14 protein-coding genes (1 of these 14 only partly in view) are annotated in these 16991 nt (G+C 58.6%); 10 read left to right on the forward strand and 4 right to left on the reverse strand.

Annotation, left to right across the window (positions count from 1 at the left end):
* Positions 1-11: 11 nt before the first annotated feature.
* Positions 12-449, forward strand: a complete 438-nt coding sequence (locus EO133_RS10185; protein ID WP_127072544.1) for a DUF1178 family protein — start codon at positions 12-14, stop codon at positions 447-449.
* Here EO133_RS10185 and EO133_RS10190 read toward each other — a convergent pair.
* Positions 446-847: a YkvA family protein gene (locus EO133_RS10190; RefSeq protein WP_127072545.1), complete on the reverse strand. Its 402-nt coding sequence runs from the start codon at positions 845-847 to the stop codon at positions 446-448. The genes EO133_RS10185 and EO133_RS10190 overlap by 4 nt on opposite strands.
* 20 nt (positions 848-867) lie before the next feature.
* Entirely contained in the window at positions 868-1605 is a 738-nt protein-coding gene (ubiG, locus tag EO133_RS10195; protein WP_127072546.1) for a bifunctional 2-polyprenyl-6-hydroxyphenol methylase/3-demethylubiquinol 3-O-methyltransferase UbiG, read from the reverse strand.
* Positions 1606-1789: 184 nt separating this feature from the next.
* Between ubiG and EO133_RS10200 the strand changes: the two genes are divergently transcribed.
* From EO133_RS10200 to clpB, 6 genes are all read left to right on the forward strand, one after another.
* Positions 1790-3049 carry an aspartate kinase gene (locus tag EO133_RS10200; RefSeq protein WP_127072547.1) on the forward strand — a complete coding sequence of 420 codons (1260 nt, stop codon included), beginning with the start codon at positions 1790-1792 and terminating at the stop codon, positions 3047-3049.
* A gap of 71 nt (positions 3050-3120) precedes the next feature.
* Complete coding sequence (gene ptsP / locus EO133_RS10205) at positions 3121-5388, forward strand: phosphoenolpyruvate--protein phosphotransferase (protein WP_127072548.1); 2268 nt, start codon at positions 3121-3123, stop codon at positions 5386-5388.
* Between the two features lie 29 nt (positions 5389-5417).
* On the forward strand, positions 5418-6494 hold the full coding sequence (prfA, locus tag EO133_RS10210) for a peptide chain release factor 1 (protein ID WP_127072549.1): 1077 nt from the start codon (positions 5418-5420) through the stop codon (positions 6492-6494).
* 20 nt (positions 6495-6514) lie between these two features.
* Entirely contained in the window at positions 6515-7375 is an 861-nt protein-coding gene (gene prmC, locus EO133_RS10215) for a peptide chain release factor N(5)-glutamine methyltransferase (RefSeq protein ID WP_127072550.1), read from the forward strand.
* 362 nt (positions 7376-7737) lie between these two features.
* Positions 7738-8412, forward strand: a complete 675-nt coding sequence (locus tag EO133_RS10220; protein ID WP_127072551.1) for a DUF4167 domain-containing protein — start codon at positions 7738-7740, stop codon at positions 8410-8412.
* Positions 8413-8647: 235 nt separating this feature from the next.
* The gene (gene clpB, locus EO133_RS10225) at positions 8648-11263 is read left to right on the forward strand and encodes an ATP-dependent chaperone ClpB (protein ID WP_127072552.1); all 2616 of its coding nucleotides are present in this window, start codon (positions 8648-8650) and stop codon (positions 11261-11263) included.
* Between the two features lie 167 nt (positions 11264-11430).
* Here the strand turns inward: clpB and EO133_RS10230 are convergent, their stop codons facing one another.
* Positions 11431-12540 carry a transporter substrate-binding domain-containing protein gene (locus tag EO133_RS10230; protein WP_428372654.1) on the reverse strand — a complete coding sequence of 370 codons (1110 nt, stop codon included), beginning with the start codon at positions 12538-12540 and terminating at the stop codon, positions 11431-11433.
* A 668-nt stretch (positions 12541-13208) separates the two neighbouring features.
* Here EO133_RS10230 and EO133_RS10235 point away from each other — a divergent pair.
* From EO133_RS10235 to EO133_RS10245, 3 genes are all read left to right on the forward strand, one after another.
* On the forward strand, positions 13209-13454 hold the full coding sequence (locus EO133_RS10235; RefSeq protein ID WP_127072554.1) for a hypothetical protein: 246 nt from the start codon (positions 13209-13211) through the stop codon (positions 13452-13454).
* A 269-nt stretch (positions 13455-13723) separates the two neighbouring features.
* Entirely contained in the window at positions 13724-14611 is an 888-nt protein-coding gene (locus tag EO133_RS10240) for an alpha/beta hydrolase (protein WP_127072555.1), read from the forward strand.
* Between the two features lie 81 nt (positions 14612-14692).
* On the forward strand, positions 14693-15052 hold the full coding sequence (locus EO133_RS10245) for a VOC family protein (RefSeq protein WP_127072556.1): 360 nt from the start codon (positions 14693-14695) through the stop codon (positions 15050-15052).
* Between the two features lie 126 nt (positions 15053-15178).
* On the opposite strand, the gene EO133_RS10250 is transcribed toward EO133_RS10245, so the two are convergent.
* A protein-coding gene (locus EO133_RS10250; protein WP_127072557.1) for a M23 family metallopeptidase crosses the window boundary here: on the reverse strand, positions 15179-16991 show its 3' portion. Its footprint extends 143 nt past the window's final position; the window shows 1813 of its 1956 coding nt (coding positions 144-1956); its start codon lies off the right edge, out of view — the gene reads right to left on this strand; its stop codon occupies positions 15179-15181.

The following is a 16991-nucleotide window of genomic DNA, read 5'->3' on the forward strand; positions in this document are numbered from 1 at the left end:
GAACATCGGACGTGATTCAATATACCCTGACATGTGAGGCCAGCCATCGCTTTGACGCGTGGTTTCGCAATGCGCAGGCCTATGACGATCAGGCGGCCAGGGGCATTCTGACCTGTCCGATCTGCAATTCGTCAAAAATCGAAAAGGCGCTGATGGCACCCGCCATTTCAACGAAACGGGAAGGTGCGCCGGAAAAGCAGGTCGCGTTGTCCGCTGGCCATCCCGAGCGGGCACAACTGCTTGCCGCCATGCGCACGCTCAAGCAAAAATTGACGGCCGATGCCGATTATGTGGGCGATAAATTTGCCGAGGAAGCACGCAAGATCCACTTCAACGAAACCGAGGAGCGCGGCATCTACGGTGAAGCAACCCGCGACGAGGTTGCCTCGCTGATCGATGATGGCATCGACTTCATGCCGTTGCCCGACCTTCCTGACGAGCACAATTAGGCGAACCGATCGCCGACCGCGTTGTAGAGCCAGACGCCTGCGGCCGTTGCCGCTGTAATCCAGATAATGATGATGAGGAGCGCTGCCCACCGGCTTTGCGGTCGCTCGATTTTCTCGGCCGCCCGCAGGCGCATCTCTGCAATTACGGCATCGGGTATGAGGCGAATGGCGAGCATGATGCCCAGAGGGACTAGCACGAGGTCGTCGAGATAGCCCAGGACCGGAACGAAGTCGGGAATGAGGTCGATCGGGGATAGTGCGTAGGCGGCCACCAGTGTGGCCAGCGCCTTGGCGATGATTGGCGTTCTTGGATCGCGCGCTGCAAGCCATAACGCCACGACATCGCGCTTGATCGCCTGCGCCCAGGATCGTGCCTTGGCGAAAAGGCCGTTCACCATGTTGCCTCCGGCTTGCGTCCCTATTGTGGCTTTGCCAGCAGCAACATGTAATTGACTGCCATGTCCGGGCTTTTGCCCCATTCGTTCTTGAGCGGGTTGAAGGTCACGCCGGTCTTGTCGATCACGTTCATGCCGCTTCGCTTGGTGACAGAGGTGATTTCTTCGGGCGTCACCAGCTTTTCGTATTGATGGGTGCCCTTGGGCAGCCAGCGCAGAATCCGTTCGGCCCCCACGATGGCGAGAGCATAGGCGCGGGCCGTGCGGTTTATGGTGGCGACAAACATAAGCCCGCCGGGCCTGACCAGCTTGCAGCAGCTTTCAAGATAAAGCGGAACGTCGGCAACGTGCTCGACCACTTCCATGTTGAGCACCACATCGAACTGTTCGCCAGCTTCGGCCAGAGCCTCCGATGTCGTGGCGCGATAGTCGATCTCAAGACCCGATTGTTCGGCGTGCAGCGCGGCGATCTTGACGTTCTTTTCACCTGCATCGGCGCCGACCACTGTTGCGCCAAGCCGCGCCATGGGCTCGCATAAAAGCCCGCCGCCGCACCCGATGTCGAGCAGGCGCAAACCCTCAAAGGGGCGCATCTTATTGCCGTCCAGGCTGAAATGGGCCAGCACATGTTCGCGGATATAGGCAAGGCGTACCGGATTGAACTTGTGCAGCGGTTTGAACTTGCCCTTGGGGTCCCACCATTCGGCCGCCATCTTGTGGAATTTTTCGATTTCGTCGGGGCTGATTGTGGTGTCGGCCATGGGTGCCTCTTATGTCTTGACTGGTCCAGAGGTGGCCTTGGCACGGCATCAAGTCAAGCTGTCTTGGAGCCGCAGGTCTCATCTGGGTTATTGCTAAGATCACAGCTTTGTGGCACTCACCAGCGCAACTTAAGGGGCTACAGGCTCCGGCTTTTGCCGGAGATTGGAATTTCGGGAATTCTGAATGGCGCGCATAGTGATGAAGTTTGGCGGCACCTCGGTCGCCAATATCGAGCGGATCCGGCATGCGGCACGCCATGTCAAACGCGAAGTCGATGCCGGCCATGAAGTGGCTGTCGTGGTCTCGGCCATGTCGGGCAAGACCAATGAACTCGTGGGCTGGTGTACCGAAGCTGCACCAATGCACGATGCGCGCGAATATGATGCGGTGGTGGCCTCCGGTGAGCAGGTAACTGCCGGGCTTATGTCAATCGTTCTGCAGGAAATGGGCATCCAGTCGCGGTCCTATACCGGCTGGCAGGTGCCGATCCATACCGACGATTCCCACGGCTCGGCGCGGATCACCGGTATTGACCCGGAAAATCTCGATGAGCGGCTTTCCGATGGCTGGGTTCCGGTGGTGACGGGCTTTCAGGGGATTTCCGACAAGGGTCGCGTGACAACGCTTGGTCGCGGGGGGTCCGATACGAGCGCGGTGGCTGTTGCCGCAGCGGTCAGGGCGGACCGGTGTGATATATATACCGATGTCGATGGCGTTTATACCACTGACCCACGGATTGCGCCCAAGGCGAAACGGCTTGAACGCGTGTCGTTTGAAGAAATGCTGGAAATGGCTTCGCTTGGCGCCAAGGTCTTGCAGACCCGCTCGGTGGAACTGGCCATGGCACAAGGCGTGCGGCTGGTGGTGCGCTCGAGTTTTGACGATCCCGATGCCCCGTCCGCCGAGGGTTCGGAATGGGGTGCGACCGGCACATTGGTTTGCGGAGAGGATGAAATCGTGGAAAAGCAGATTGTTTCTGGGGTAACGCTGGCCAAGGCCGAAGCCAAGATCACCCTGAGAAGGGTCAAGGACCGGCCTGGTGTTGCCGCGGCTGTCTTCGGGCCGCTTGCCGATGCGCGGATCGTAGTCGACATGATCGTCCAGAACGTATCGGAAGATGGCGGGGAAACCGACATCACCTTCACCATCCCCGACAGCGAATTCGACAAGGCCCTCAATGTGCTCAAGGCGGCGCCGGGGCTCGAATATGACTCGATTTCCGGCTCGAAGGGCGGCGCCAAGATTTCGGTCGTGGGCGTGGGTATGCGCAGCCACGCCGGCGTTGCCTCGTCCATGTTCAAGGCGCTGGCGGACAAGGGAATCAACATCCAGTTGATCACAACCTCGGAAATCAAGACCTCGGTTCTGATCGAAGAAGAATATGCCGAACTTGCAGTTCGGGCGCTCCATACCTATTACGGTCTGGACAAGGCCGACGGGTGAATCTTATGACCCTGGCCGGGTGACAAGCGAAATTCAAGCGGGGCAGCGAGCAGCGCTGTCAGGGTAATGGCATGGCACAAGCAATTGGCGGACCGCGCATCCTGTTGCGCCAGTTGCGCGAAACAATGGCTGAGTCGCTGGCAAGCCAGGCCCGGCTCGACAAGATCGTCGACCTGATTGCCGAAAACATGCGGGCCGATGTGTGCTCGTTCTATGTTTTGCGTGACGACAGCGCGCTGGAACTTTTCGCAACCCACGGGCTCAAGCGCGAGGCCGTGCATCTTACTACATTGCGGCTGGGCGAGGGCCTTGTCGGGCTTATCGCGGCCGAAGCCGAACCCTTGCGGCTCACAAATGCGCCCGAACATCCTTCGTTCGCTTATCGTCCGGAAACCGGCGAAGATCCCTATTCCTCCTTTCTGGGCGTGCCGGTCTTGCGGGCAGGGCAGACGCTTGGCGTTCTCGTCGTTCAGAACCAGGAGCGGCGCATTTATGGCGAGGACGAGACCGAAGCGCTTCTGACAACGGCAACGCTGCTTGCCGAAATGATCTCGACCGCAGATTTCGATGCACTGATCAAGCCGGGTTCCGACATCGATCTGCGCCGCCCCCGGCTGTTTAATGGCGTGGGCTTTTCCGAAGGCATCGCGCTGGGCCAGGTGGTCCTGCACGATCCGCGCGTTGTGGTTTCCAATTTCGTTGCCGACGATACCGATGTGGAAAAAGAGCGGCTCGATACCGCGCTTCGGACCATGCGCGTTTCGATCGACGATATGCTCAATTCTGGCGACATGCAGATCCCGTCCGATCATCGGGAGATCCTCGAAAGCTACCGCATGTTCGCCCATGACAGGGGCTGGGTGCGTCGGCTTGAGGAAGCGATCGAGTCCGGACTGACGGCAGAAGCAGCCGTCGAGCGCGTCCAGAACGATACCCGTGCGCGCATGTTGCGCCAGACCGATCCCTATATTCGCGACCGGCTGCACGATCTTGACGATCTGGCCAATCGGCTGTTGCGCATCCTGACCGGCAATGGCTCGGCGCTGGGCAAGGAATTGCCCGAAAATGCCGTTCTTGTGGCGCGCAATATGGGGCCGGCCGACCTGCTTGAATATGACCGCACCAGATTGCGCGCGGTTGTGCTCGAGGAAGGTGCCGCAACGGCCCATGTTGCCATTGTCGCGCGCTCTGTCGGACTTGTTGCGGTCGGCCAGGCCGAAAATATTGTTTCGATGAGCGAGGACGGTGACAATATCATCGTCGACGGGTTCGCGGGCACCGTTCATTTGCGGCCACCTGCCGATATCGAAGCCACCTATATCGATAAAGTCCGCCTGTCGGCCAAGCGCCTGGCCCATTATGCAGCGCTCAAGGACAAGCCCGCGATCACCCGCGATGGCACCCCGATAACGCTTTTGCACAATTCCGGCTTGCTTGCCGATATGAGCGCGCTTGAGGAAACCGGCGCGGACGGCGTGGGGTTGTTCCGCACCGAGCTGCAATTCATGATCGCGTCGAAAATGCCGCGCATCAAGGACCAGGTTGCGCTTTATTCGGAAGCCATGCGGCTGGCCGGGGGTAAACCCATCGTCTTCCGTTTGCTCGATATCGGCGGTGACAAGGTGATTCCTTATATGCGGTCCATGTCGGAAGAGAATCCGGCCATGGGCTGGCGCTCGATCAGGCTGGCGCTCGATCGGCCGGGGCTCTTGCGCACGCAGGTCCGTGCCCTGTTGCAGGCCGCCAATGGCGCTCCGCTCAAGCTTCTGGTTCCGATGGTTACCGAAACTGTGGAATTTCTCGCGGTGAAGAAAATCATCGCGCGGGAAGTCGCACGCTTGCCCCGGTTGGGCATGGCTGTGCCCGAAGAACTTGAAATCGGTGCGATGATCGAGGTGCCTTCGATCATTTTTGAGTTGGACAGCCTGCTGCCCAATGCCGATTTCGTTTCAATCGGCTCGAACGACCTCATCCAGTTCCTGACCGCTGCGGACCGGGCTAATCCGCGCGTGGCGCGCAAATATGATGCGATTGCCCGACCGCGTCTCAAGGCGCTTAAAGCCATTGTCGATGCAGCGCACGCGCACAATAAGCCTGTCACCATGTGCGGGGAATTGGCCGGACGCCCGATTGAAGCGCTGGCCCTTCTGGCTCTGGGCATGACCCGGCTGTCCATGGGCGCGTCCTCGATCGGCCCGATCAAGGAGATGATCCTGGGGCTTGAGTTGGAACCGGTTCGCGCTGCGATGGACGACTATCTTTCCAACGGGCACGATGCGAGTCTCTCGGCGCGCGAACTGCTTGCAAAACTGGCGCAAAGCCAGCATCTCCCCCTTTAGCTTTCATTTTTAAGGTTCTGGTATTTGCGATGGCTGGACTGCCAAACGACAAACTCGATGCTCTTGAGCGGCGCTTTGATTCCATCGAGCACGCCATGAGCGCCAGTCCCGACCCCGACAATTATGTGCGGCTTTCAAAGGAATATTCCGAGCTTTCGCCCATGGTCGCAAAAGTGCGCGAGTACAAGGTCGCGCTTTCCGACCTGGCTGGTGCCGAAGAACTCTATAATTCCGGCGACAAGGAAATGGCCGAGCTTGCCTATGCGGAAATGAGCGAGCTTCGTGAAAAGATCGAAACACTCGTTCAGGACATCCGCATCATGCTGTTACCCAAGGATGCAGCGGACGAGAAAAGCGCCATTCTGGAAGTGCGCGCGGGCACGGGCGGGGATGAAGCCGCGCTTTTTGCGGGCGATCTGTTCCGCATGTATCAGCGCTACGCTGAAAATCAGGGCTGGCGCGTCACGCTGATGGAGGCGTCCGAAGGCGATGCTGGCGGCTATAAGGAAATCATTGCCAATATTTCGGGCGCCGGTGTTTTCGCCAAACTCAAATATGAGTCTGGCGTTCACCGGGTGCAACGTGTGCCCGATACCGAAGCCTCTGGCCGCATTCACACCTCGGCAGCCACCGTGGCGGTTTTGCCTGAAGTCGAGGACATCGACATCGAAATCCGCCCTGAAGATATTCGCATCGATACGATGCGTGCCTCGGGGGCGGGCGGCCAGCACGTCAACACAACCGATTCTGCGGTGCGCATCACCCATATCCCAACCGGCATCGTCGTCACTTCGGCTGAAAAGAGCCAGCATCAGAACCGTGCCAACGCCATGAAGGTTCTGCGGGCGCGGCTTTTTGACGAGCAGCAGCAAAAGGCTTCGAGCGAACGCGCGGAAAGCCGGAAAAGCCAGGTCGGTTCGGGCGACCGTTCCGAACGCATCCGCACCTACAATTTCCCGCAAGGGCGCGTCACCGATCATCGGATCAATCTGACGCTCTATAAACTTCCTCAGATCATAACCGGCGATGCGCTTGATGAAATCGTCGAGGCTCTGATTACCGAAAACCAGGCCGCACAACTTGCCGAGATGGACCAGGGGAGTTGAGGCAAGGCGGTGAGGGTGCAATGACCGATGTCCTGGGCCAGACATGGCGCGTTCTCCGCGACCGTTTCGCGACCGCAGGGATCGAGACAGCGGCGCTCGACGCCCGGTTGCTCGTCCGGCACGTGCTCGATCTTGATGAGACCGGGCTGATCGCCAGAGAGTCCGAACCATTCCCCGAGCAAAAGCGCGATGACCTGGAGGCGTTGGCTGCCCGGCGTCTTGCTGGCGAGCCGATGGCGCGCATTTTCGGCAGGCAGGAATTTTATGGGTTCACGTTCGGGCTCAATCCGGCAACGCTCATTCCGCGCCCGGAAACCGAAATGCTTGTCGATTTCGGTCTTGATGTCCTCAAGACCGAAAGTGCGGCACAGATACTCGATCTGGGCACAGGCACAGGCTGCATCGTGCTTTCGCTGCTTGCCAATCTGCCCGGCGCACGCGGCGTTGGCATCGATATTGCCCCAGCCGCGCTGGACATGGCGAATCACAACGCAAAAGCGCTCGGGCTATCAGAGCGCTTTACAACGCTTGGGGGGGATTGGTTTTCCCCACTTGAAGCAGATGCCCGCTTCGATCTGATCGTTTCCAATCCGCCCTATATCGCCAGCGCGGTGATTGAAACGCTGGCGCCGGGCGTGCGCGTTTTCGATCCCGGCGCAGCGCTGGATGGCGGCATCGATGGGCTGGCCCCCTACAGGATCATTGCAGCGCAGGGTGCTGGTTTTCTCAAGCCGGGCGGGCGTCTGGCGCTTGAAATCGGGTTCGATCAGGCCCAAATGGTTAAAGGCATATTGCAGGATGCGGGCTGGCAAACCATATCGGTTTACAAGGATATTGCCGGTCACGACCGAATGGTTGTCGCCCGCGTTTCCAAGGCGTGACAAAGTGTCGCCGCGCATATTTTTCTTGGAATATCGAGCAATAGCGTTTAGGTTGCAGGTGCTGACGCGGTGCATGGCACCACGGTGGATACCACCCTCACATTGGCGGCTTGGATGTAAAGTCGACAGGCGGCGCGGTTCTGGACTATCGGAACCCAACGCAAGCGCGGGGGCGGATTGCCCAGACAGCTTTTGGGGAAACCTTAAGAAAAGCGATCGGCACGAAACATGTTTTAGGACATGTTTTGCTTGATATGCCTTGCGCTGGCCGCAAGTTACACCGTCAGTCCTTCGGACATCGTTTTCGTCCGTCGATCTGGCCAATATCCGCATACCATCACGGAACGTGTTGAAGCGAGCAGATGAGACCAAACCAGCAGAATATGAACAAGCAGCGTTCGCGCAGCCGCAACAATAACAATCAGCGGCGCGGTGGCGGTGGAAATCCGTTGTCCCGTAATTACGAGAGCAATGGGCCGGATGTGAAAATCCGTGGCAATGCCTCCCATATTGCGGAAAAATATACGCAGCTTGCCCGAGATGCCGCCGCTTCCGGCGACAATGTGATGGCGGAAAACTACCTTCAGCATGCCGAACATTACAACCGCATCATTCTGGCAGCGCAGGCCCAGTTCCAGCCGCGCCAGGACCAGCAGGCAGACGCCGGCACCGAGGATGAAGCGAGCGAAGAAGAAACCGTAAAAACCGAAGCGGCTGAATCGGAAAACAAGGCCGATACCGGAAGCGATGAGGGCAAGCCCCGGCGCGCCCAGCGCCAGCGCCGTCCGCGTCGCGAAACCATCGAAGAAGCGGCCAAGTCGGAAGTCAATGACGCTGAAACCGCGGCCGAATCGGTGCCTGCCACAGCAGCGGAAGCCAATGGCAGCGTGGAGGCTGAGGAAAAGCCCAAGCGCGCGCGCCGGACCACGCGCCGCACGACCAAGAAGGCCGATGCCGATCTTGCCGAAGCGTCGCAGCCCGATCTTGGCGAATTGCCGGCCTTTCTGACCGCAGGCCGCGAGGCCGCCGCCGAATAACCCCTTTGGGACGGGCGCTATGGAGCGCTTCTTTGTCGCTTTTGAAAAATAAGGGCCGGCGTTCACGCTCCGGCCCTTTTTCTTGTCGCCAATGCACCTATATCATGGCTTGACCCAGATCATTGCCGAAAGCCGGGATGGTCACCACAATGATTGAAATTCCAACGCTTCGGGCGTTGCGGACGCGCCGTAAACCGGGCGGAAGCGACGTGCCAGAAAAAGGAGAGTTGAAGCGATGAATATTGAAAAATATACCGAGCGCACGCGCGGATTTATCCAGAGTGCGCAACAGCTTGCCTTATCGCGCGGCCATCAGCAGTTTCTGCCGCTGCATATCCTGAAAGTCCTTGTCGACGACAGCGAAGGCATGGCCGCCGGGTTGATCGAGCGCGCTGGTGGCAATGTGCAGGCGGTACGCGCCGGGGTTGAAGAGGGGCTGAAAAAGGTCCCCGCGGTTTCCGGTGACGGTGGCCAAGTCTATCTCAGCCGCGATCTCGCGCGGGTTTTTGAAACCGCCGAGCAGGCCGCCAAAAAGGCCAACGACAGTTTTGTCGCCGTTGAGCGTTTGCTGCTGGCTCTGGTTATCGAAAAAAACACAGATGCAGGCAAGGTGTTGGCTTCGGCCGGTGTTACCGCCAGCGGCCTGAACGCTGCTATCGAAGCGATCCGCAAGGGCCGCACCGCCGATTCGGCATCGGCTGAAAACGCTTATGATGCCTTGAAGAAGTATGCGCGCGATCTCACAGAAGATGCGCGTGAGGGCAAGCTCGATCCGGTGATCGGGCGCGACGAGGAAATCCGCCGCACCATCCAGGTGCTATCGCGCCGCACCAAGAACAACCCCGTACTGATCGGCGAGCCGGGCGTGGGCAAGACCGCCATTGCAGAAGGCCTTGCTCTGCGCATCGTCAATGGCGACGTGCCCGAGAGTCTTAAGAACAAGTCCTTGCTGGCGCTCGATATGGGCGCGCTGATCGCAGGCGCGAAATATCGCGGCGAGTTCGAGGAAAGGCTCAAATCGGTTCTCAACGAAGTGACGTCTGCTGACGGCCAGATCATCCTGTTCATCGACGAGATGCACACGCTGGTCGGCGCGGGCAAGGCCGATGGCGCCATGGATGCATCCAACCTTTTAAAGCCCGCCCTTGCGCGGGGTGAATTGCACTGCGTGGGTGCGACAACGCTCGATGAATATAAAAAGCATGTCGAAAAGGATGCTGCGCTGGCCCGCCGCTTCCAGCCGGTATTCGTTTCCGAACCCACGGTCGAGGATACGATTTCGATCCTGCGCGGATTGAAGGAAAAATACGAACTCCATCACGGGGTGCGCATTTCCGATTCGGCCCTGGTCTCGGCAGCAACGCTCTCGAACCGCTATATCACCGACCGCTTTTTGCCCGACAAGGCCATCGATTTGATGGACGAGGCTTCAGCGCGGCTGCGCATGGCGGTCGATTCCAAGCCCGAGGCACTCGATGAACTCGATCGCCGCATCATCCAATTGAAGATCGAGCGCGAAGCGCTCAAAAAGGAAGATGACGATGCGTCCAAGACCCGGCTTAACCGGCTTGAAACCGAACTTGCCGGGTTGGAAGAAGAATCGGATGCCATGACCCAGCGCTGGCTTGCCGAAAAAGAGCGGCTTGCCGGTGGCACCAAGCTTAAGGAACAGCTTGATCAGGCCCGCACCGAGCTTGAGCTGGCCCAGCGCAAGGGCGATCTCGCACGGGCGGGCGAACTGGCCTATGGTGTTATCCCCGATCTCGAAAAACGTCTAACAGATGCCGAGGGCCATGTGGCCCAGCCCGGCTCGGATATGGTCGAGGAAGTGGTTACGCCAAATCATATCGCGCAGGTTGTTTCCCGCTGGACCGGGGTTCCGGTCGACAAGATGTTAGAGGGCGAGCGCGACAAGCTGTTGCGTATGGAAGATGAGCTTGCAAGGCGCGTCATCGGCCAGGCCGAGGCGGTTGAAGCAGTTTCCCGCGCTGTGCGCCGTTCGCGCGCCGGGCTGCAAGATCCCAACCGGCCGATGGGCTCGTTCATGTTCCTTGGCCCCACGGGCGTGGGCAAGACCGAATTGACCAAGGCGCTGGCGCAGTTCCTTTTCGATGATGAGACGGCCATGGTCCGGCTCGATATGTCCGAATTCATGGAAAAGCATGCGGTGGCCCGGTTGATCGGCGCGCCTCCGGGCTATGTCGGCTATGACGAGGGGGGCGTGCTCACCGAGGCGGTCCGCCGCCGACCCTATCAGGTGATCCTTTTCGATGAGATCGAAAAGGCGCACCCGGATGTCTTTAACGTGCTCTTGCAGGTGCTCGACGATGGGCGGCTCACGGATGGGCAGGGCCACACGGTCGATTTTCGCAATACGCTGGTCATCATGACCTCCAATCTTGGCGCCGAGTATCTGGCGGCCCAGCCCGATGGCGAGCCTGCGGAAATGGTGCGTGGCAAGGTGCTTGATGCGGTCAAGGCGGCGTTCCGGCCCGAATTTTTGAACCGCGTAGATGAAATCCTGCTGTTTCACCGGCTTGAGCGCGGCCAGATGGGTGCCATTGTCGATATCCAGCTCGCGCGGTTGCAAAAGCTGCTCGACACGCGCGAAATTGCGCTCGAAGTCACTCCGGCGGCGCGCGATTGGCTGGCCAATGAGGGCTATGATTCCGCCTATGGCGCCCGGCCCTTGAAGCGCGTTATCCAGCGCAACGTGCAGGACGAACTGGCCGAAAAAATGCTGGCCGGTGACGTCTCGGATGGCGGCACGGTCGAGGTCGATGCAAAGGATGGCAGGCTGGTGATTTTGCCGGTTGTCCAAGGCGAGATCGTTGACGACGCTGCCGAATAAGGCGGTCTCGGCATTGCAGAATGAAAGGGCCCCGGAGACGGGGCCTTTTTGTTGAGATCCGTTAGATGTGTCCGGCAAGCATGTCTTTGAACCTGAGCCGTGGATGGCTTGTGCAAGTGAGGCAGGCAAGACTGAGGCATTGTGATTGCCGGTGGCTCTGGCCGCGCTTATGGGTGCTCTCCAAAATATCGCGTTCTGATATTTTCGATCTCTCCCCTTTCGTGAGCGCCGATCAGTTCGACTGTGAGCGTGCGTGTGAGCGCGCTGTTATTAGGGAGCGCAAAGCCGTATTTGTCGGGCTCGAACAATGCGCCAACCACTGAAACGGGCTGGTCGGCATTGGTGCGGACGTAATATTCGAGGACCGGTGCATCTCCTACTATGGCATCGATCCTGCCATCGATCAAAGCCTCAACGCCGTCTTCGATATGGTCAAAGCTTATATGTCGCAGGCCTGCATTGCGGGCATAGTCCTGGGAAACACTTCCCTCCAATACACCAACCGTCCGGCCCGGCAAGTCGGCTGCACTATTGATGCTGCTTGTGATTGCCAACGTGGTCATCACGCTGGTGACCGAGGAGGTGACATAGGCAAGAACCGCAATGCCGCAAACCAGCCAAAGCCCCTGCCAGATGCGTCCGACCCACCCGAACAGGTTTTTGCGTGATGGCGGTTTGCCCGATGTTGCCACTGACATGACCGTGTAAAAACTCTCCGCAATGCCATCGGGCCATCGGCGCGGAAAATTCTTGTCGAACTGTCGGTCGAACAAGGTTAGCACAACGGTGGCCATCAGGATAACCAAGCCAATCCAGGCATAGGCGGTCAGGTGGCCGGACGCCTGCAGGCCTTTGACAACTGCCCAGAAGCCTGTGCCCTGATGTTCGCCGATCATAATTCGCTGGCCGGCGTCGAACCAGGGATGCGTGAAGTCAATACGTTCGGCCCGGTCGCGATTTATGGTCAGGTTGGTAACGGCGACATCGGCCTGCCCGGTTTCAGTCGCCTCGACCAAGGTGCGTAGATTTGGATAGACCTCGTATCGGAAATCCAGCTCCGCGTCCTCAGCGAGCATCTCCCAAAGGTCAATCGCCATGCCCGAATAGCCGTTTCCCTCTTCCATGACAAAGGGAGCATCCACGAAGAGACCGACGACCAATCGGTCGGTGAGGGCTGGCTGCTGCGTCTGTTGGGCCCGCGCCGTAAAAGATGGAGTGAAACAAGCGCCAGCAATAAGTAGAAATCTCAAAAGGCAATTCAGCATCGGCAACAACATAAGACAGGAGATGACACTAACGGCAATCGGAAACACTATGTGCTCAAGCCTCGAACGCCGATCACCAGCATGCTGTCTATGGGAAGCTGGATTGTCATTCTTGTCAAATCTCCCTGCCCGTTACTGTGGCGCCTTTGAGGGACAAACGGTTCACTGGAACAGTTCTGGGTGAGAGAGTTTCGCTCAAATGACGATGGCGCGAAGGGTCGGATTAGGGAGCACTTTTCTGGCTCACATTTGCCCGCGCCTCTCTTCCTGCTCCATCCCCTGCCGTTATCGTCCCCGGCCTTGAGCCGGGGATATTTCTTTTTGAGCGCGTGTGTGGGGGACGGACCCGACGGACCCGCGGGCGAAACAGAATAGGGCGATGTTCGATGTTTGGGTGCGTGATGATTTCACAACTGCCGTCCCGACGAGCGTCATGCCCGCAGTGGTGCGCCCCCCGCGAAAAAAACCGCAAGGCAGAATCATGCACTGTCGTGTGAGCGCATTTTCCTTTTGCCGGTCGAAGGCGTAAACTGGCGTTTGCAGCGTCTGGTAAAGTCTGCATGAAAGCCGCGCCAGCCAGACGCGCGATTGTCGGTGGCCCATGCGCAGGTCCGCCTGAAAACCACCTCTTTGTGACCTGTTTGTCTGGAGCCCGGCGCGGCCAACAAGAGGAGGATGAAATGCGAAAATTTATCGTTGCGCTTGCCGTTGCAGGTGCACTTGTCACTGGCCCCGCCCTTGCCCATCAATGCCCGGCGCTGATGGCACAGATCGATGAGGCTCTGCCGACAGCCGAGCTTTCCGAGGCCGATATGGCCATGGTCATGGAATTGCGCCAGAGCGGGGAAGAGCTGCACAAGGCGGGGGATCACGACGCCTCGGAAGCGGCCTTGTTTGAAGCAATGGAAATGCTCGGTCTGATTTAGAAAAGACGCATCCCATTGAACCCATTAAGGCTCCGCTTGTGCTCGTGTGCGCTGGCGGATCGGGTGCCCTTGCGCGCGATGGAGCAAGAAATCTGGAACGGACCTGCGCCGTCACTCGTTGGACAAGACACAGACTGTCAAGGTGCTCCGACAGATTTTCACAAATCCGTCATGGCGCTGCGCATCTGCTTGCCGGGGCAGGTGCATCAATCCCATATTTGCAACCAAGGGGAACAAGCCGATTCGGCATTGGGAAAGGAAAGGTGAGAATGCGGGGTTTTGCGGTGAAAATCTTGCCGCGGATCGTTCTGGGGCTGGCGCTCATGTATGGTATGGTGATTGCCGGAGCTTATGTCATTCAGAACGAATTGGTTTTCCCCCGCCGCTTCGTCAATGCCGCCCCATTCATGAACATGCTCGGCCCCGATTTCGAGCGCTTCACCCTCGTGACCGCCGATGGCGAGGAACTCAAGGCCTATTGGAAACCGCCGCATGAGGGACGCCCGGTCGTAGTCGCCTTTCACGGCAATGGCAGCGTGCCCGAGCCAATGGCGGCGCGCTTCGGTCGAGCGCCTTGGGCCAATGAGGGTTATGGCGTTCTGGCCTTCGCCTATCGCGGCTATCCGGGCTCTACCGGCACGCCTTCGGAAACAGGGCTGATTCTCGATGGCGATGCGGCGATCGCCAAGGCACGGAAGCTGGCGCCGGAGAGTCCGCTTATCTTGCACGGTCATTCCCTGGGCACCGGGGTTGCGGTCGCCATGTCGGAGCGCCATGCCAGCCGGGGACTCATTCTTGAGGCACCGTTCAGTTCGCTCCCCGATGTGGTCAGTTCCACCATGCCGTTTCTGCCGGGCTTTCTTTTGCAGAACACTTTTTTTTCCGTTTCGCGTATTGGTTCCTCGCAAGCGGAAATCATCGCCATTGTGCATGGGGAGCGTGATCGGGTTGTGCCACCCCAGCTTGGCCGTCTGCTTTATGCAGCAGCGCCGCACGGCTTGTTTCTGGCGATTGCCGATGCCGATCATCTAAGTTTGCGCGGTATGCGCGACCTGGAACTGATCGAGCTGCTCGAACAAGGTTATCCGCAGGAATTGATCGCCGAAGTGGTCCACGATGGTCCGCTCGACAGTCTGCCGCAAAGGATGGACAATTGACTAGGGTGGCCTGACCCCACTTGCGAGGGCTGGGCAATCATGATAGGAACAAAAATAGAACATGTGAGACGAGGTGGACGCATGGCTCCTGTTATCCCGATAAACTATATTGAACTGTCCAGTGCTGATCGGGCTGCCAGTCAGCGCTTTTTCGAAAAGGCCTTTGGCTGGCAATTTACGGCACATGGTGCAGGCTATTGCAGCTTTGACAATGCCGGGGTCGATGGCGGCATTGAGCAGGCTGCGGAAAATGCCTTGGCCCGGCCGCCGCTCGTCGTTCTTTATGCCGAGGATATTGATGCAGCCCAAGCGGCCGTGGAAGCATCCGGAGGGGCAATTACAGTAGAGCAGTTTGATTTTCCGGGCGGCCGCCGGTTTCACTTTCATGAACCGGGCGGCACGGAGTTGGCTGTCTGGGGACCGCAGAAAGCTGCCGGTTAGCTAGAGCAAGTTTGCTTTTCATTGAATCGCAGAATTGCTCTAACTTCTTGTTTTGTCGTGTGTCCGAACCGGAAACCGCTTCCATCCTCGGATCAAGTCCAAGGGTATGCTTTTGCTGGACACGCTCTAATTTGTCGCTGCGACCGTCACCGATGGCTGGCTGGATTCATGCTGCATCAGGGTGCGGATCTGGGCCACTGTCTGATCGAACTCGGCATTATATTGCGGCGGCAGCGAATTGGCACGCGGCAGCTTAACGGCAAGCGGATCGACGGTGTGGCCGTTGATCTTGATTTCGTAATGCAGATGCGGACCGGTGGAAACCCCGGTCGAGCCTACATAGCCGATCACCTGGCCTTGGTTGACCTGTGTGCCTGGCGTTATGCCATCGGCAATCGCGCTCATGTGGGCATAGGCTGTTGCGTAGCCATTGGCATGGCGGATTTCCACGTAACGTCCATAGCCGGAGAACCATTGCGCACGTTCAACCACACCCTCACCGGCTGCATAAATCGGCGTTCCGGTTCTGGCTGAAAAGTCCACACCCGAATGCAGGCGATAATCGCCAAAGACCGGATGGCGCCGGTATCCATAGCGCGAGCGCAACGTGCCGCCACCTTCGAGCGGCCGGCGCAGCAGGAACTGCTTTCCGGTTTCGCCATCGGAATTGAAGAAGTCGACAACGCCATCTTCGGTGCGGAACCGGAACAGTTCGCGTTCTGTATTGCCCAGTTTAAGGTTCACATAGAGCAGATCCTGCTCATCATCGCGCGGGGAGCCGGAAAGCAGGATATCGATTGAATCGCCGGGAGATACGCGCCGCGTGAGATCGAGATCGTAGGCATACATGGCGGCAATGCGGTCGATTGTCTGGTCATCGAGATTATGTTTGCGCCCGGTTTCCCATATCGCGCGATAGATCGTGGGCAGATTGGCGACATTGACCTCTTCGGTGTCTTCGTCGGTAAAGGGGATGGCTGGCGGTTCCAGTGCCAGCACATATTGTCCGCTATCGGTCAAAGCGACCGTTACGCGATGGGTTGTGTCGGCATATATCGACAGCCTGTAAGGGATCAGCGAATCGCTTGTGCGCGAGGCGCCAAAAAGAATGCGCAGACGGGTGCCGGCGGGCATTACCGTTTGTGGCATAACATTGCGCATGGCACGTATTACCGCTGAGACCATGGCATTGGAGAACCCGTTACGGATCAGCACCTCATCGAGGGGCGTTTCTTCCCTGACCGTGAGCACGCGCTCGGTGCGCGTCTGAGTGGAGCCATCGCCAAACCGGGTCATGGGCAGCACAGTGACGTTCTCGGCAATGCCGGCAACGACATTGGATGGACGGACGTCAAGTTCGCGTAAACGCTCGTTGCCGATTGCCGCATAAGAGAAGGTGGACAACTCGGCTTCAGTATAAGCACCTTCGACGGACATGCGCACAAACTGGGCGGCAGCGACATCGTTGACTGCGCGATTCGGGGTCAGATCAAGCGGTAGCGCAGCCGTGCGGATTGTAACCTCACCCTCGACATCGGCACCATATATATCGGTGCTTACGGCGTCGGAACTGCCGTTGGCGCGCATCGGCTCGTTGCGGGCGAGCAGTGCGACAGGATCATAATCCGGAATGTCTTCGGAAAGCGTGGTGGCTGCTGTCGCCAGGGTGGCTTCGATCCGGGTGAAGGGCTGGTTGCGGATGCGGGCCACTCCGTCGACCACTTCGCGCACTGAGGCTTCGATGATCTGGCGGTCGGAAACCGTCTGGGTTACCGGCTTTGCACGGCGTGTCTTGCCCTGCAAGGTTTCGCCAAGGCTTGCGGTACGTGTGGGAGCCTGAATGCTCAGGGCCTCATAGGGCGTGGAAAAGGTATCTTCGCCCCGGAACGAGACCTGCAGCGCAGCCATCATCAAAAGGAACGATGTCAGTCCGGTAAGG

Origin of the sequence: Pelagibacterium lentulum, assembly GCF_003992625.1 — a bacterium.
Classification (GTDB): domain Bacteria; phylum Pseudomonadota; class Alphaproteobacteria; order Rhizobiales; family Devosiaceae; genus Pelagibacterium; species Pelagibacterium lentulum.

Excerpts from the sequence above, each read along its gene's own strand:
- EO133_RS10190 (WP_127072545.1), bottom strand. The coding sequence starts at position 847 with ATGGTGAACGGCCTTTTCGCCAAGGCACGATCCTGGGCGCAGGCGATC.
- ubiG (WP_127072546.1), bottom strand. The coding sequence starts at position 1,605 with ATGGCCGACACCACAATCAGCCCCGACGAAATCGAAAAATTCCACAAG.
- EO133_RS10200 (WP_127072547.1), top strand. The coding sequence starts at position 1,790 with ATGGCGCGCATAGTGATGAAGTTTGGCGGCACCTCGGTCGCCAATATC.
- ptsP (WP_127072548.1), top strand. The coding sequence starts at position 3,121 with ATGGCACAAGCAATTGGCGGACCGCGCATCCTGTTGCGCCAGTTGCGC.
- prfA (WP_127072549.1), top strand. The coding sequence starts at position 5,418 with ATGGCTGGACTGCCAAACGACAAACTCGATGCTCTTGAGCGGCGCTTT.
- prmC (WP_127072550.1), top strand. The coding sequence starts at position 6,515 with ATGACCGATGTCCTGGGCCAGACATGGCGCGTTCTCCGCGACCGTTTC.
- EO133_RS10220 (WP_127072551.1), top strand. The coding sequence starts at position 7,738 with ATGAGACCAAACCAGCAGAATATGAACAAGCAGCGTTCGCGCAGCCGC.
- clpB (WP_127072552.1), top strand. The coding sequence starts at position 8,648 with ATGAATATTGAAAAATATACCGAGCGCACGCGCGGATTTATCCAGAGT.
- EO133_RS10230 (WP_428372654.1), bottom strand. The coding sequence starts at position 12,540 with ATGTTGTTGCCGATGCTGAATTGCCTTTTGAGATTTCTACTTATTGCT.
- EO133_RS10235 (WP_127072554.1), top strand. The coding sequence starts at position 13,209 with ATGCGAAAATTTATCGTTGCGCTTGCCGTTGCAGGTGCACTTGTCACT.
- EO133_RS10240 (WP_127072555.1), top strand. The coding sequence starts at position 13,724 with ATGCGGGGTTTTGCGGTGAAAATCTTGCCGCGGATCGTTCTGGGGCTG.
- EO133_RS10245 (WP_127072556.1), top strand. The coding sequence starts at position 14,693 with ATGGCTCCTGTTATCCCGATAAACTATATTGAACTGTCCAGTGCTGAT.